Here is a 14,902-nt window from a genome sequence, read left to right as displayed (position 1 = left end):
GCCCCGGCCAGAATGGGCTGTGTCTGGCCGTACTCGTAGTCGACGACGTCGGCGACCACGACGGTGACATTGTCGGGGCCGCCACCTCGCAACGCCAGTTCGATAAGGCGGTAGGCGCTTTCGGCAACGTCGGGAATCTGCAGGGCCTCGTGGATGGTCTCATCGCTCACCGGGTCCGACAACCCATCGGAGCACAGCAGGTAGCGATCGCCGGCGCGCACTTCGCGCATGGTCAGCGTGGGCTCGACCTCATGGCCGGTGAGCGCGCGCATGATCAATGAGCGTTGCGGGTGGCTGTGCGCCTCCTCGGCGGTGATCCGCCCTTCATCAACGAGGGTCTGGACAAAGGTGTCGTCCTTGGTGATCTGCGTCAGCTCGCCGTCGCGCAATAGGTAGCCTCGCGAGTCACCGATGTGCACCAGACCGAGCCGGTTGCCGGCGAACAGGATCGCGGTGAGCGTGGTCCCCATTCCTTCAAGGTCGGGTTCCATTTCGACCTGCGCGGCGATAGCCGAGTTGCCGGCTCGGACCGCGGCGTCAAGCTTGGCCAGCAGATCGCCGCCGGGCTCGTCGTCATCGAGATGGGCCAACGCGGCGATCACCAACTGGGAGGCCACCTCGCCGGCTGCGTGGCCGCCCATGCCGTCGGCCAGGGCCAACAGGCGTGCACCGGCGTAAACGGAGTCTTCGTTATTGGCACGTACCAGGCCGCGATCGCTTCGGGCGGCATAGCGCAGGACCAGGGTCACGAGCGCCACTCTCCGCGGGTCACGGGCGCAACTCGATTGCCGTCTTGCCGATCCGAACCGGCGTTCCTAGTGGAACTCGTACCGCAGTGGTCACCTTCGCCCTGTCAAGGTAAGTGCCGTTGGTCGATCCTAGATCTTCGACATACCATTCCGAACCGCGCTTAGACAGCCTGGCATGTCGCGTCGAGGCGTAGTCATCGGTCAACACCAGGGTCGAGTCATCAGCGCGTCCAATCAACACCGGCTGCCCGCTCAGCGTGATGCGGGCGCCCGTCAGCGCGCCATCGGTGACCACCAGGTAGCGGGCCTCGTCCCGGCGCTGACGTGAAGGCAGCAGTGTGCCGCGCAACGCCAACCCCCGGCGGACCATGACAGCTCCAGTCGGTGCGTAGATGTCGGTTCGCAGGATCCGTAGCACGGACCAGATGAAGAGCCATAGCAACATTAAGAATCCGGCACGCGTCAGTTGCAGAACTAACCCCTGCATCTGGCGTCCTTTCCGTCCTGGCGCTGCCCACCCACGCTCGTCATGCCGAGCACATCAGCAAAGTCACGATACTTTGACAGTGGTCGACATGCAGTCAAGCGCGGCTGCTTTGAGCCCAGAGCGTTCAGTGAATCCGGACGATGATCTCAGAATGGCCCAAGCGGATCACGTCGCCGTCGGCCAACTGCCACTCCTGGACCGGTGCATTGTTCACAGTGGTGCCGTTCGTGGAGTTCAAGTCCGAGAGCAGAGCGACCTGCCCGTCCCAGCGGATCTCTAGGTGACGACGTGAGACGCCGGTGTCGGGCAACCGGAATTGGGCGTCCTGTCCACGGCCGATGATGTTGGAGCCGTCGCGGAGCTGGTAGGTCCGGCCGCTGCCGTCATCGAGCTGCAGAGTGACCGCAAGTCCGGGGGCCCCATAGCCGCCCTGGCCGTAACCTCCGTATCCACCACCGGCAGGTTGCCCGTAGTCAGCAGCGGGCGGCTGACCGTAGTCAGGTGCAGCCGGTTGGCCGTAGTCGTAGTCACTCCTGCCAGGCTCGCCATAACCGCCGCCCTGCGGGGGGTATCCGCCCGGCACAGCGGTCTCGGCGTATTGGGTGTAGTCGCCTTGCCCATAGTCTTGCCGACCGTATCCCGGGCCGCCCTGCTGGTAGCCCTGGTCGTACCCGCCGCCCTGGTCTGGGTAAGCCGGCTGCTGTGGTTCCGGCGGGGCCGAGGGTGCCGACGGGGCCGAGGGGGCCGAGGGGGCATAGCCGCCCTGGTCTTGGCGGGCAGGCTCACGTCCGTAGTCGCCGTAACCGCCGTACCCGGGCTGGCCGCCGGCCGGCGGAGGGGCGTAGCCGCCTTGGCGGTAGCCCTGGTCGTAGCCTTGGCCGCCGTAGCCGGGTGGCGGGCCGGCCGGAGCGGGCGGGCGTTGCTCGTACGGCGGTGGGTAGCCACCACCCTGCCCCTGGTCTTGGTAACCGCGTTGGTCGGGGTAGCCGCCCTGGTCTTGGTAGCCGCGTTGGTCGGGGTAGCCGCCCTGGTCTTGGTAGCCGCGTTGGTCGGGATAGGCCCCCTGGTCTTGGTAGCCGCGTTGGTCGGGGTAGCCGCCCTGGTCTTGGTAGCCGCGTTGGTCTTGGTAGCCGCGTTGGTCCGGGTAGCCGCCCTGGTCCTGGCGCGGCGGCGGGTAACCCTGCTGGGGTGGGTAGCCGCCCTCCGGGGGATAGGTGGGTCCGCCTTGCTGGCCCGGGCCGTCGTGCTGGTCCTCTTGCGGACGCGCGTAGCGATCGTCGTAATACTCGTCGGGCCGCCCCTGCCCCTGACCGCCGCGGTAGCTCGAATTGTCAGTCATTGGTGGTACTCCTGGTTCTGCGCCATACGCATGATTTGATTGTGGCCGGGCGGAATCGGTGACTGTCGGGCGGGGTTCGACATCAGGGTTGACAGCCCCGCGGGCGCGGAACTGGCCAGTATGTAAGTTCGACGACTGCTCGAACCGGACGACCACATCACCATACGTTTGCCACCCCTGTTCTTGGATATAGTCCGCCAGGTACCGAGCAAAAACGCTGGATGTGAGATCCGGGTCGGCGCCCAACTTCTCAGAGTCGTGCACACTGAGGGTAATGATGTATTCGTTGGGTGCCAAAAGGCGATTTCCCGGGAGCGACTGGACGCCGTCGGCCGCCTCGCGGCGTAACAGGGCCTCAATCTCTTGCGGCACGATCGAACCCCCAAACACTCGGGCAAACGCGTCACCCACGGTCGCCTCGAGTTTGCGCTCGATGCGCTGAACCAGCCCTTTCTGGCTACCCATTTTTCAGCGCTCGCCCCACCCGTCCTGGAATTTTGCGGTCGCAAAACAAACGACTCGCCCGCGTGTCGTGTCAATAAGCATGCTATCGGGACACCCTGCCGGTGCGGCACCGTGAGAATCCTGAGAATCAGGTCGAGGCGGCCCATGGCAGCAGTTGGGGTGCCCGGCTACTACAGTGGTATGGTCCTGCGGTTGTCTCGGGCGAGTGGCGGAATGGCAGACGCGCTGGCTTCAGGTGCCAGTGTCCTTCGGGACGTGGGGGTTCAAGTCCCCCTTCGCCCACAAATGTGATGAGTCGACCCAGCGCTAGCGGCGCCCAGGCTGCGCGCAATTGTGATGAGTACGCCAACGCCTGCCTCGGCGGAGCGCTATAGGTGTGTCTATCCGCATCCCCAAATCCTGAGGCCGGTTCCTCCTGCGAGGGACGCAACCTGGTGCTACACAGAGTTCGTGCATCGTTTTGATCCGCATCCAATTCGCGCGGAGCGAATGTTCCGCCATGTTGGGTGGGCCGTCGCCGAGGCACAGATCGTCTGTCTTGATCGGCTCGGCGGTGACTCCGTCGCCGGCGTTGGGGCACCGTCGTGACGCACGGAATGGTGCTGGGCAGGTTCGTGCCGCCGCACGCCGGACACGTTTATCTATGCGAGTTTGCGCGTCGATGGGTGGACGATCTGACGATCGTCGTCTCGGTACAGGACGGAGATCCGATTTCGGGCACCCAACGCTTGGCATGGATGCGGGAGCTGTTCCCCTTCGATCGCGTGGTCCTTCTCGCCGTCGAGAACTCGCAGCATCCGTCGGAGCATCGGCCGTCTTGGGACGTCTGGAAGGCGAGGTTGGAGCAAGTCCTCCCAAGGCGTCTCGACTTTGTCTTTGCTTCCGAGCCGTACGGCGCGGACTTCGCCCAAATCCTCGGAGCGCGTTTCGTGTCAGTCGATCAGGCACGTGCCGTCGTTCCGGTCAGTGCAACGTGCATCCGCGCGGACCCGTTTGCTCACTGGCAACACATTCCACGCTGCGTGCGGCCCGCGTTCGTGAAGCGGGTAAGCATCCTCGGCCCCGAATCCACCGGGAAGAGCGCCCTGGCCAGGGCGCTCGCGGAAAAGCTCGGAACGAAGTGGGTCCCGGAGTGGGGACGGACTCTGGGGGCGTTAGATGGCGACTCGCCGGAGGGACTGGATTGGACCGAAATCGTTCGCGGGCAGATCGCTTCGGAGGAAGCCTTGGCTCGCGACGCCGATCGCGTGCTGATTTGTGACACCGATCCGCTCGCCGCCGCCGTGTGGGCCGAGTTGTTGCTGGGGAGCCGCCCTCAAGAGCTTCGCGAATCAGCTTGCCGCCCTTACGATCTCACGCTCCTCACCGCGCCCGAAGCGCCCTCGGACGTGGCCGGCGCGCGTTATCCGCTCAGCGAGCGCGGTGATTTTTTCGCGCGTTGCAAACGCGCTCTGCGCGAGGTGGGACGACCATTCGTGGTGGTCAGCGGCGGTTGGGAGGAGCAGATTGCGATGGCTCTCAACGCTGTCGAAAAACTTGTGCCTTCGCCCCGCCCGACGGGCTTACCGTGATGCGTCGGGTGCGCGCGTCGCGACCCGCTTTCCCCGCTCATCCGGTGAGCCCTAACGAATGCAGCTATCCGGACAAACTCGACACCAGGCTGTGGTGGATAGCAGGAGTGTGCGTCCTGGGCTCATTCATGAACCTTTTGGACACCACTGTTGTCACCGTTGCGCAACGCACGTTCGTCGTTACTTTTGACTCGACCCAGGCCGTCGTTGCCTGGACGATTACCGGTTACACACTCGCGTTGGCCGCCGTGATCCCACTGGCAGGCTGGGCAGCCGACCGATTCGGCACCAAACGAATCTTCATGGGTTCAGTTCTCGTCTTCACACTGGGCTCGCTGCTATGCGCGATAGCGCCAAACATCACCTGGCTGATCGCCTCTCGAGTGGCGCAGGGCCTCGGCGGCGGCATCCTCACAACGCTCACCCTCTCCATCGTGAACCGCGAGGCCGGTCCCAAACGGGTTGGCCGCGTGATGGCCGTGTTAGGGATCCCGGTTGTGCTCGCCCCGGCTTTCGGTCCTGTCTTGGGCGGTTGGCTCATCGACTGTTATAGCTGGCAGTGGATCTTCTGGATCAACCTGCCGGTCGGAGTGGCCGCAATCGGCCTCGCCGCGATCGTGTTCCCTCGCGATCACCCGGCACCGTCGGAAACCTTCGACGTCATCGGTGTACTGCTGCTGTCACCGGGCCTGCCGGCGCTGCTGTACGGGATGTCCGAAATCCCCAGCCGCGGCACCATAGCTGATCGGCACGTGTGGATACCCGCGGCCATCGGTATGGCGTTGATCGTCGGGTTCGTGTTTCACGCCCTCTACCGCTCGGATAAGCCCCTCATCGATCTACGCCTGTTGACCAACCGAGCGTTCACACTCACCAATGCGGCCATGTTTCTTTACATCGTCTCAACTTTCGGCGCCGGGGTGCTGTTTCCGAGCTACTTCCAGCAGCTGCTCAACGAGACACCGTTGCAGGCTGGGATGAGCGTGGTCCCCCGAGGAATCGGTGCCGCGGTCACGATGCCGCTAGCTGGAACGTTGATGGACAGACGTGGCGCTCGCGGGGTTCTTTTCATAGGCGTCACGCTGATTGCGGTGGGCATGGGAGTCTTCGCCTGCGGCGTTGCCAACCAGCGCGAGTCCCTTCCGATGCTCTGGACCGGCCTGACGTTGGTGGGGCTGGGAATGGGCTGTACCAGGATGCCGCTAGTCGCGGTGGCAATGCAGACACTGGCCCCAAATCAAATGGCGAGAGGTTCGACGCTGATCAAAGTCAATCAGCAGGTGGCCGCCGCGGTGGGGACCGCGCTCATGTCGGTGATTCTGACCAGTCAGCTCCAAGAAGGGTCGACGCGCAGCGGGCTAGCCGATAACCTTTCGCACGCCTACAGCGTGGCGTTTGTGGTCGCAGTCGTACTGGCAGGGTTGATCGTCATACCGCTGGCTTTCTTGTACAGAGGTTCGGGAAGCCACGGCACCGAGGCAAACATGGTCGCGCCGAACACGCCGGAACGGGGTGAGGCCAGCGGTGGGGCCGTGCAGCGCAGCGGGCAGTCGTCGACAGGTGTGCACTGATCGATTGCTGGCCAGTCGCCGCATCCAGCGTCTACCGTCCCGCGTTAAAGAGCGCGCCGATATTCTCATCGACGACTAGCGAAGGAGCCGCAGAGTTGGACATCGATCCCGCCGCCACCGCGTGGCTGCTGGCCGCCACCGCACTCGTGCTGCTGATGACGCCCGGGCTGGCGATTTTCTACGGGGGCATGGTCCGCACCACGGGCGTGCTCAACATGATCATGATGAGCTTCATCTCCATACCGCTGGTCACCGTGGCATGGCTGCTGGTCGGTTACACGCTGGCGTTTTCCGACGGCGGCGCGCGCGGATACCCCGGCGGTTTCATCGGCGGATTGGCGCACGCCGGGATGCGGGGCATAGGCCCGGAGACCGCACACGGATCGGGTCCCGAACTGCTGTACGCCACTTTCCAGTTGAGCTTCGCCATCATCACCGCGGCCCTGGTCAGTGGCGCCATCGCAGACCGTGCCAAGTTCGCGGCCTGGATGGTGTTCGTGCCCGTTTGGGCGGTTGCGGTGTATTCCGTTGTTGCGCACTGGGTGTGGGCGCCCAGCGGCTGGCTGTTCAAGATGGGCGTGCTCGACTACGCAGGCGGACTGGTTGTCGAGATCGTCTCGGGTTCCTCGGCGCTGGCACTGGCGCTGGTGCTCGGTCCGCGCATCGGCTTCAAGGTGGAGGCCATGCGCCCGCACAACCTGCCGTTCGTGCTCCTCGGGGTGGGATTGTTGTGGTTCGGCTGGTTCGGGTTCAACGCCGGTTCCGCGTTGGCCGCCAGCGGATTAGCATCCGCGATCTTCCTCAATACCCTGGTCGCCGGCTGCCTGGGCATGCTCGGATGGCTTTCGGTCGAACAGGTGCGCGACGGCAAGCCGACCACTTTCGGTGCTGCGTCGGGAGTGGTCGCCGGCTTGGTGGCGATCACGCCGTCGTGCGGGACGGTGAGCACCGTCGGCGCCGCTGTCGTTGGACTGGTGGCGGGAATCGTGTGCTCGTTCGCGATCGGCCTGAAGTTCAAACTCAACTACGACGACTCGCTTGACGTCGTGGGCGTGCACTTTGTCGGCGGAGTGGTCGGGGTGCTGTTGATCGGGCTGCTCGCCACCGCGGTGATGACCCACGGCCCGAAGGGACTTTTCTACGGCGGCGGATTGGGCCAGCTCGGCAAGCAGGCTTTGGCGATGGTCGTGGTCGGCCTCTACGCCTTCGCGGTGAGTTATGCGCTGGCCATGTTGATCGAGCGTTTCATGGGGTTCCGGGTCAGCGCCGAGGACGAGGTGAGCGGTGTCGACCTCACCCAGCACGCCGAGACGGCTTACACCGAGGGCGTCTACGGATACCAGCAGGTGCGCCGACCGTCGTTAGGTCAGCGGGACGAGCTTCGCCCGCGCATGAAGGAAATTGAAGACGAAGACGCGTGAATTGCCGCCGTACGGTCAGCTCGGCTGCGTCTGTGCCCAGCCGCGGACCTCGGCGGTGACGGGGTCGGTGATGTCGTCGAATTCGGGATGCTTCTTGAGCACCGTGTCGACCATGGAGCACACCGGGACGATGCGTCTGCCGTCCTTGCGGGTGGCGTTGAGCGCCTCTTCGACAAGGATGGTCGCCAGCCCCCGTCCGCCGAACTGCGGATCAATCTCGGTGTGGTAGAAGACCCGCTGGGCGCCACGGTCCGCGTAGTCGGCGAGGCCGACCGTCTTGCCCTCCACGGAGATCGTGTACTTCTGGTGCTCCGCGCGGACGGTGGCTTCTGCGCCGGTCTTGTCAGTAGTCATTCGGGTTCCCTTCTGTTTGGTGACGGTCGAGGCCGCAGCCGCGCGGTGGGCAGCGGTGGGGCGGGTAGTCGGGCGACCGAACCCCGATAGCCCTGTACGGTGCCGAAGCGGTCCTCGAAACTGTCCTTGCCGTCCTGCCACAACCGGCGATAGGTGACGATGTCGTCGTGACTGCGCCCGACGAAGTTCCACCACATCACCAATTCTTCGGTGAACGGTGTGCCGCCCAGCAGCAGCACCCGCGCGGGGCGCTTGCCAAGGTTGTTCAGGCGTACTGACGGACTCCCGGGGCCCTGGTACCCGAGATCGGCCACCGCCAGGGCGATCCCGCACATCTCTATGTCGCCGGCATCGCACAGCACCCCATGTTCGAATGCCGGATCGACATCAATATCGAGCGCGGCACCCGCATCAACCTCGATCTGGGCGCCCAGCAACGGAGTGTGGGTCGGCACCGGCGAGCGGCTTCCGGCAAGCTCGCCGAGAAATACCCGCGCCACCGCGCCTGGCAGCGAAACCACTGGGGGCCGGTAGTGCGCGAAGTCGCGCCCGGTATCGCGATCGGAGTCCGGCAGCGCCACCCACAACTGCGCGCCGTGGAGCACCGCACTTCGATCGGAGTCGATGGACACTTCCGAGTGACAGATACCCGCCCCCGCCGTCATGAGATTGAGCTCGCCGGGCCGGACCATTGCATGGACTCCAGCGCTGTCGCGGTGCTCCACTTCCCCACTGAACAACCAGCTGACCGTTTGCAATCCGGTGTGCGGATGCGGCGGGACGTCCATGTGTGCGGACGTCGGACCGTAATGGTCAACAAAACACCACGCCCCGATCAGCGAGCGCTGCCGCTGGGGAAGTGTGCGTTGTACCCGGATTGCTCTCGGCCCACCCAGCGGGACCTCGCGGGGCCGCAGCACTTGCACCACCGGCGAGATACCCGCATCCCACGAAGCCCTGCAGGCGACTTCGGCCGGCGCGGTCTCCAGGTTGCTCATCGCCTAAGACGCTACGCCTTATCTGCCCGGCGGCCGCAGCGCATGCATGGCGACCCTCATGATCGGTTGGGGAATCCGATCCTTCATGGCCAACGCGGCCCCGGCGGCGCGGGACCGCAGTAGGGTGCCGCGACCAAACACCCGGTTCAGCGGTCCTCCGGACGGCTCGATCACCACGTGTAGCGGCGGGGCGTCCACGGCGGCGCCCCGCGCGTTCGAGATGACCAACCGCTGAATTTCGCTGGGGCCTTCAAAGATGGTGTACAGCTTGGCATCTCGATACCCCTTCTCCACCGGGGGATCGGTGATGTAGCCCCAGCCGCCCCTGGTCTGGATCGCCCGCTCGGTGGCCTTGACGGCAACCTCGCTGGCGGCGAGCTTTGCCATCGAACCCTCTGCTCGCTCGAATGCAATGCCGTTAGCCGCCATCCAGGAGGCGCGCCAAGTCAGGAGTCGGGCGGCGTCGACCTGGGTTGCCAGGTCTGCCAACGGAAACGCGATGCCTTGGTTATCGATGATTGGCCCGCCGAACGCCTCGCGCTCCGTGGCATACGTCGTCGCGTATTCCAATGCGGCGCGCGCGATTCCAATTGCCTGAGCGGCGACCATCGGACGGGTCTGTTCGAAGGTGCCCAATGTCGCCGAGCCGGCACGCTTTCCACCGGCGGCCGTTTCGCGGGCCTTGGCGAGTTTGTGTTCGAGCTTTTCTTGTCCGCCAAGTAGATTGGCTGCGGGGACGCGGACATTGTCGAACCGCAACTCGGCTGTGTGGGACGCGCGGCATCCCAGCTTGTCGAGCTTTCGCACCGTTTCCAGGCCGGGTGTACCGCCGGGCACCACAAACAGTGCCTGTCCGCGGTGGCCCAGCTCTTCGTCGACGACGGCGTTGACCACGTGCACGTTGGCGATGCCGCCGTTGCCGATCCACATCTTGTGGCCGTCGATGATCCAGTCCCCATTGGCCGAGCCGTCGCGGCGGGCGTGGGTACGCAGGTTGCGTACATCGCTGCCACCTTCGGGTTCGGAAATCGCTAACGCGGCAAGTTTGAGATCGCCTGGCGTTCCGAAACATTCGGGTGCCCATTCCAACATCTGTTCTGGCGTGGCAGCCTGACCGATGGCCGACAGCGCTAATGCCGGCATGACAATCGCCAACCCGATTCCGGCGCAACCCCAAAACAGGTCCTCCATGAACATCGGCAATGACAGGCCGGTCGGGTCGCCGATCAAATCGCGGTAGAACAGTGCGCTGTAGAAACCACGCTGGGCCGCCTCCTCCAGCACGGGCCAGGGAAATTCCTGGCTTTGGTCGTATTCGAGGGCGACCGGACGAACCACCTCTTCGGCGAACTCGTGCGTGCGCCGGGCCAGATCATGCTGCGCCGCCGTTGGTGTGAGGTCGAATGTCATGGATGCGCCTATGGTTTCCTGCGGCCCGTCTACCCCGTCGGCCGGTGGGGCAAACGAGCCATTTTCAGGCAGCCGAACGTGGGCCAATACGTACGGCCGGCAGGTGCAACACCACCGCGGTCACCGGGACAGAGGTGCTTTCGCTGCGTGCCAGAAGCGCTGCATTCTCGGGAAGTTGCCGTGCATTGATTTCACCGGCGGCGATCCGCCGCAGCACGTCGTGTGCCTGAGCCAGCTGTTCGCGCTTGCGATACTGGCCGCCGGGCAGCTTGACGCCGGCCCATACGCCGTACTCCTCCCGATGTTTGATGGCCCGTTGGGCGCAGATGCGCTGTTGTGCGAGTGGGCACCGACGGAGGCATTGAATCCGGGCCTCGGTGGCTGACCGCTCATAGGCGCGTGCCTTAGCGGCGCCGTCGCCGCCGTCGTCATCGGGGTAGCCGAACCATAGTTCAGGGTTGGCTGCGCAGGGGTTCGCCATGTCTCGGCCTCCTTGTTCGGTGAAACGTAGGCGGAAGCGTATACACAGATTGTGTGGGGGCGCAAGTAAAACGTGACAAAAACGTATATACACTGAGGTGTCGTGAGGCCTGTGTAATATCCGCCTATGGCTGGAGCCTGCGGTGAGCCGTGAGTCGGCCGGCGCGGCGATCCGTGCATTGCGCGAGTCACGCGATTGGTCGCTGGCCGATCTCGCGGCCGCGACCGGCGTCAGCATCATGGGCCTTAGCTATCTGGAGCGTGGTGCCCGCAAGCCACACAAAAGTACAGTTCAAAAGGTTGAAAACGGTCTTGGCTTACCGCCCGGTACCTATTCGCGGCTCTTGGTAGCCGCCGATCCCGAGGCCGAGCTGGCCCGATTGATCGCCGCGCAGCCGCCCAAGGCGACGTCACCCCAACGGGCTGGAGAGGTCGTCGTCGACCGCCACAGCGACACCGATGTACTCGAAGGCTACGCCGAAGCACAACTGGATGCCCTCAGATCGGTTATCGATCGACTACCTGCGACGACATCAAACGAATATGAGACGTATATTCTCTCCGTGATCGCGCAATGCGTGAAGGCCGAGATGCTGGCCGCAAGCTCATGGCGGGTGGCGGTGAACGCCGGGGCGGAGTCGACCGATCGGCTCATGGACCATCTGCGGGCGCTCGAAGCGACGCGCAGCGCCCTGCTGGAGCGGATGCCGACCAGCTTGAGCACGCGGTTTGATCGGGCATGCGCGCGGTCGTCGCTTCCGGACGCGGTCATCGCTGCGCTCGTCGGCGTCGCCACCGATGAATTGTGGGATATCCGCAATCGAGGTGTCATCCCACCGGGGGCGCTCCCCCGCATTCGCGCGTTTGCCGATGCGGTCGAGACGCCGGACCAGGCCGAAACAGCTGAGGGGGGCCAGTGAGTCACAACGAAGTCGAGGCATTGAGCCGTGCGCATCAACTGTTCGCCGGCGGAAGTCGGCCCCCGGCTCTCGACGCGGGTACTTTGGCCTACGACGGGCTGCTGCATAGGCTTGCTGGACTGAATCTTGTTGCGGGACAAGGGCGTTATCAGGAAGTGGCGCACCACAGCCGGGCGGCCCTGCTGTCGGCGGCGCGCACCGATGCCGGGGTCGCGGCGGTCATCGCGGGTGCTCAACGAGACCGGGCAATGGCTCGGGAGCTAACGGGGAGTGTTCTCGAGGAGGCCCGCGCCGATGCCGCTGTTAATCCGATGATGCCGATGGCACATCGCGAGGCGATGCGTCGCCGGGTCGCGCGGCTGCGGGCTCAACGGGCCCACGTCTTGACAGCGCGCGGACGGGCGCGACGGCATCTAGCGGTACTGCGTGCGCTGCGTTACCGGATGTCGCATCACCGCCATGGTTCAGGGCTGGTGGGACGACGGCTGCCTCCCGCGAGCGGCCGCGCCGGGATCGCCGTGCGTGCCGCGCTGTCGCGACTGGGCCGCCCGTATGTCTGGGGCGCAACCGGGCCCAATCAGTTTGACTGTTCCGGGCTGGTCCAATGGGCCTATGCGCAGGCCGGTGTCCATTTGGACCGGACTACCTATCAACAGATTAATGACGGGATACCGGTGCCCCGCTCGCAAGTGCGGCCAGGCGACCTCGTCTTTCCACACGCGGGCCACGTGCAACTGGCGATTGGCAACAACCTGGTCGTCGAGGCGCCCTACTCGGGTGCTTCGGTCCGGATCAGCCGGTTGGGCAGCAACGTGCAGATCAGACGTCCACTTTGATGAGAAGGTTGAACGCATGTCGGATCAAGCCGGATCGTCGGTAGCTGCCATTCAGGCACGGCAGGCGGCGCTGGCTAGACAGCACGACGCGATTGCTGAGGCCGACCGTGTGCTGGCCGAGGCTCTTGCCAGCGCCCATGCCGCGATGCGAGAGAGCGTCCGTCGGCTGGACGCGATCGCAGTCGAGATCGATCGAGCTGCAGCGGATCACGCTGAGCTGGCGGTCGATACGTCTTTGGGGGCGCGAGAGTTTCAAAAGTTTCTCATTGCTAAGCAGCGTGAGATCGCAGCTGTGGTGACAGAAGCCCAGGAGCTCGATCGCGCGAAAAGCGCAGCGCTGGAAAGCCTGCGCGCGCAGTACGAAACCCCGGCGGTTTAACCAAGCGTAGAAAGGTGAATTGTCGGCCTGGCGGCGCCTGGGTACCGTCGCCGGGCATGGAGGGGTCGCGACGTCGCCCGCAGCGGGGCGCAGCGCCGTTGGTCTAGACGATGTCGACGTATGCGGACCTACTCGCCGCCATCAAGACCGTGCGGGACGCCACGGGCGACCCGAACGCGTGGCAGACCGGACTGACACCAAGTGAGGTGGCTGCCGTCGTCACGCCCACGACGCGTGCGGAACAACTGGATGCGATTTTGGCCAAGATCCGCCAACAACATCCGAACCTGTTTGCCCCGGCGACCGGAACCATGCCGCAATACCCACCGGGCGCCCCGTCCGATCGACAGGAAGGCGATGCCGCCAAGGCTATTGCAGCCGCGGAAGCTGCTCTGGCGCACCAGAATTCGGTTAGTTCGCAACTTGACCTGCAAGTGATTACGGCGATCTTGAATGCTCACCTGAAGACCGTCGAAGGCCGAGAAGCGCTCAACAAGCTTCAGCAAGAAACCGAGGCCGCGGTACGTACGCGATCAGACCTGGACACTCCAGCTGGAGCTCGTGATTTTCAGCGCTTCCTGATCGGCAAGCTCAGGGATATTCGCGAGGTGGTCGCGAACGCGAGCCTCGACGACACATCGAAGTCAGCACTGATGGCGGCGTGGACATCGTTGTACAACGCCTCCAAGAGTGGGCCGGTCGTTCCCAACGAGCGCCCACCGGTCGCAGCCGCCACGGGGACATCAGCACGTGGTGCCAGCCAACAGCCGGCGGTAGCGCCCGACGATTCCTACCTTGATTCGCTGTTGCTCGGCGATCCCGGGCTACTGGGCGAGGCGCCTCCGGCGCAACCCACGGCTCCAACGGCGATGCCGATAACGCCGGCGATACCCGGCCTTGGTGGCGCGCCGGTACCGGGCGGTGGAACCGCACCGGCCTTTGGTCCCGGCTGGAGCGCGCCGGGTGGGCTCCCGCTCTCCGGGCTACTGCGCGGATCCGAGGCCGACCCGGCATCCAGCGGTCTCGAGGAAGGGCGACTGGACCCCAAGGATCCGAAGCCGGACGATGAGGTTTCCGACGAACCGGACGATGACAACGGCGACCATCAACACGACAAGGACGACGAACCCGGCAAGCCCGAATCGCCGCCGGCGGGCCCGACGACCGTCACCCTGCCCAACGGTGAAACGGTGACCGCCGCCAGCCCTCAGCTCGCAGCGGCGATCAAGGCCGCGGCCGGTGGAATCCCGATCGCAGATGCATTCCAACAGCAGGGAATTACGATTCCGCCCCCGGGCACGCCGGTTCCACATCCAATTGACCCGTCGCGCGTCGCACCAGGAGACATTGGGATGTTTACCGAACGGCACGCGCTTGCCCTCGGCCGAAGCAGGGCCCTTCTCGACGGCCAGATCCAACACATCTCTGCCGTGAGCGGACCAAGCTTTCTAGGCTGGGAGCATCCGCCAACGCCGGCGGCCGCGACCGCGCCGGCCAGGACCGAAGTACCGACACCAACCCGGCCGGCGGCGACGCCGACGACGACGCAAGAGTGATCTCGCCGACAGTAGCGCCGGCGCACAACGAAGGAGGCAGCCGATGGCAGAGCGAATCCGTGTGGTGCCCGCGGACCTACGCGAAGCCGCTGCTCATCACCAGGAGACCTCCGACTACTTGCGAACGATCCCGTCGTCGCACGCGGCGATCCAGGAGAGTCTGGACTCACTCGGGCCGATCTTCAGTGAGCTGCGCGACGCCGGGCGCGAACTCCTCGAGCTCAGGCGGCAGTGCTACGAGCAGCAAGCCGACAACCACACCGATATCGCGCAAAACCTCTGGACGTCGGCCGCGATGTGGGAGCAGAACGAGCAGGAAGGCGCGCGCATCCTAGGCAGCGTCGTTGACCAGGACCGATGACCGGT

General features: G+C 64.8%; 14 protein-coding genes, 1 tRNA gene and 1 pseudogene. 9 read left to right on the top strand and 7 right to left on the bottom strand.

Going from position 1 to position 14,902, the window contains the following annotated elements; genetic code table 11:
* From pstP to MSIMFI_RS06215, 3 genes and pseudogenes are all read right to left on the bottom strand, one after another.
* Nucleotides 1-749: pseudogene (pstP, locus tag MSIMFI_RS06225) on the bottom strand (serine/threonine phosphatase PstP); the annotation flags it as partial.
* Nucleotides 750-768: 19 nt separating this feature from the next.
* Complete coding sequence (locus tag MSIMFI_RS06220) at nt 769-1,236, bottom strand: FHA domain-containing protein FhaB/FipA (protein WP_186245471.1); 468 nt, start codon at nt 1,234-1,236, stop codon at nt 769-771.
* 124 nt (nt 1,237-1,360) lie between these two features.
* Entirely contained in the window at nt 1,361-3,040 is a 1,680-nt protein-coding gene (locus tag MSIMFI_RS06215; protein ID WP_191496547.1) for a DUF3662 and FHA domain-containing protein, read from the bottom strand.
* Nucleotides 3,041-3,239: 199 nt separating this feature from the next.
* Between MSIMFI_RS06215 and MSIMFI_RS06210 the strand changes: the two genes are divergently transcribed.
* The 4 genes from MSIMFI_RS06210 (at nt 3,240) to MSIMFI_RS06195 (ending at nt 7,603) form a co-directional block, all read left to right on the top strand.
* Nucleotides 3,240-3,322: transfer RNA gene (locus MSIMFI_RS06210), tRNA-Leu, on the top strand.
* 302 nt (nt 3,323-3,624) lie between these two features.
* The gene (locus MSIMFI_RS06205) at nt 3,625-4,611 is read left to right on the top strand and encodes an AAA family ATPase (protein ID WP_191496546.1); all 987 of its coding nucleotides are present in this window, start codon (nt 3,625-3,627) and stop codon (nt 4,609-4,611) included.
* Nucleotides 4,611-6,182 carry a DHA2 family efflux MFS transporter permease subunit gene (locus tag MSIMFI_RS06200; RefSeq protein ID WP_191496545.1) on the top strand — a complete coding sequence of 524 codons (1,572 nt, stop codon included), beginning with the start codon at nt 4,611-4,613 and terminating at the stop codon, nt 6,180-6,182. Before MSIMFI_RS06205 ends, MSIMFI_RS06200 begins: the two co-directional genes overlap by 1 nt.
* 95 nt (nt 6,183-6,277) lie before the next feature.
* Nucleotides 6,278-7,603, top strand: a complete 1,326-nt coding sequence (locus MSIMFI_RS06195) for an ammonium transporter (protein ID WP_191496544.1) — start codon at nt 6,278-6,280, stop codon at nt 7,601-7,603.
* A gap of 15 nt (nt 7,604-7,618) precedes the next feature.
* Here MSIMFI_RS06195 and MSIMFI_RS06190 read toward each other — a convergent pair whose 3' ends face one another.
* The 4 genes from MSIMFI_RS06190 to MSIMFI_RS06175 form a co-directional block, all read right to left on the bottom strand.
* Nucleotides 7,619-7,957, bottom strand: a complete 339-nt coding sequence (locus MSIMFI_RS06190) for a GNAT family N-acetyltransferase (protein WP_191496543.1) — start codon at nt 7,955-7,957, stop codon at nt 7,619-7,621.
* Nucleotides 7,954-8,955, bottom strand: a complete 1,002-nt coding sequence (locus tag MSIMFI_RS06185) for a pirin family protein (RefSeq protein WP_191496542.1) — start codon at nt 8,953-8,955, stop codon at nt 7,954-7,956. The genes MSIMFI_RS06190 and MSIMFI_RS06185 overlap by 4 nt, the downstream gene beginning before the upstream one ends.
* Before the next feature lie 18 nt (nt 8,956-8,973).
* Entirely contained in the window at nt 8,974-10,365 is a 1,392-nt protein-coding gene (locus MSIMFI_RS06180; protein ID WP_191496541.1) for an acyl-CoA dehydrogenase family protein, read from the bottom strand.
* A 64-nt stretch (nt 10,366-10,429) separates the two neighbouring features.
* Nucleotides 10,430-10,846 carry a WhiB family transcriptional regulator gene (locus MSIMFI_RS06175; protein ID WP_191496540.1) on the bottom strand — a complete coding sequence of 139 codons (417 nt, stop codon included), beginning with the start codon at nt 10,844-10,846 and terminating at the stop codon, nt 10,430-10,432.
* 142 nt (nt 10,847-10,988) lie between these two features.
* On the opposite strand from MSIMFI_RS06175, the gene MSIMFI_RS06170 reads away from it, so the two are divergent.
* The 5 genes from MSIMFI_RS06170 (at nt 10,989) to MSIMFI_RS06150 (ending at nt 14,897) form a co-directional block, all read left to right on the top strand.
* The gene (locus MSIMFI_RS06170) at nt 10,989-11,765 is read left to right on the top strand and encodes a helix-turn-helix domain-containing protein (RefSeq protein WP_191496539.1); all 777 of its coding nucleotides are present in this window, start codon (nt 10,989-10,991) and stop codon (nt 11,763-11,765) included.
* Nucleotides 11,762-12,601, top strand: coding sequence for a C40 family peptidase (locus MSIMFI_RS06165; protein ID WP_191496538.1), 840 nt, complete (start codon nt 11,762-11,764; stop codon nt 12,599-12,601). The genes MSIMFI_RS06170 and MSIMFI_RS06165 overlap by 4 nt, the downstream gene beginning before the upstream one ends.
* 16 nt (nt 12,602-12,617) lie before the next feature.
* A complete protein-coding gene (locus MSIMFI_RS06160) occupies nt 12,618-12,980 on the top strand; it encodes a DUF4226 domain-containing protein (RefSeq protein ID WP_191496537.1) in 363 nt (120 codons plus the stop codon).
* Between the two features lie 110 nt (nt 12,981-13,090).
* The gene (locus tag MSIMFI_RS06155; RefSeq protein ID WP_191496536.1) at nt 13,091-14,536 is read left to right on the top strand and encodes a DUF4226 domain-containing protein; all 1,446 of its coding nucleotides are present in this window, start codon (nt 13,091-13,093) and stop codon (nt 14,534-14,536) included.
* A 43-nt stretch (nt 14,537-14,579) separates the two neighbouring features.
* Complete coding sequence (locus MSIMFI_RS06150; protein ID WP_191496535.1) at nt 14,580-14,897, top strand: ESX-1 secretion-associated protein; 318 nt, start codon at nt 14,580-14,582, stop codon at nt 14,895-14,897.
* Nucleotides 14,898-14,902 lie beyond the last annotated feature (5 nt).

Source organism: Mycobacterium simulans (assembly GCF_900232995.1).
Classification (GTDB): Bacteria; Actinomycetota; Actinomycetes; order Mycobacteriales; family Mycobacteriaceae; genus Mycobacterium; species Mycobacterium simulans.
Note: the sequence above shows the minus strand (reverse complement) of the source record. Positions and strands in the feature narration are given on the sequence as shown.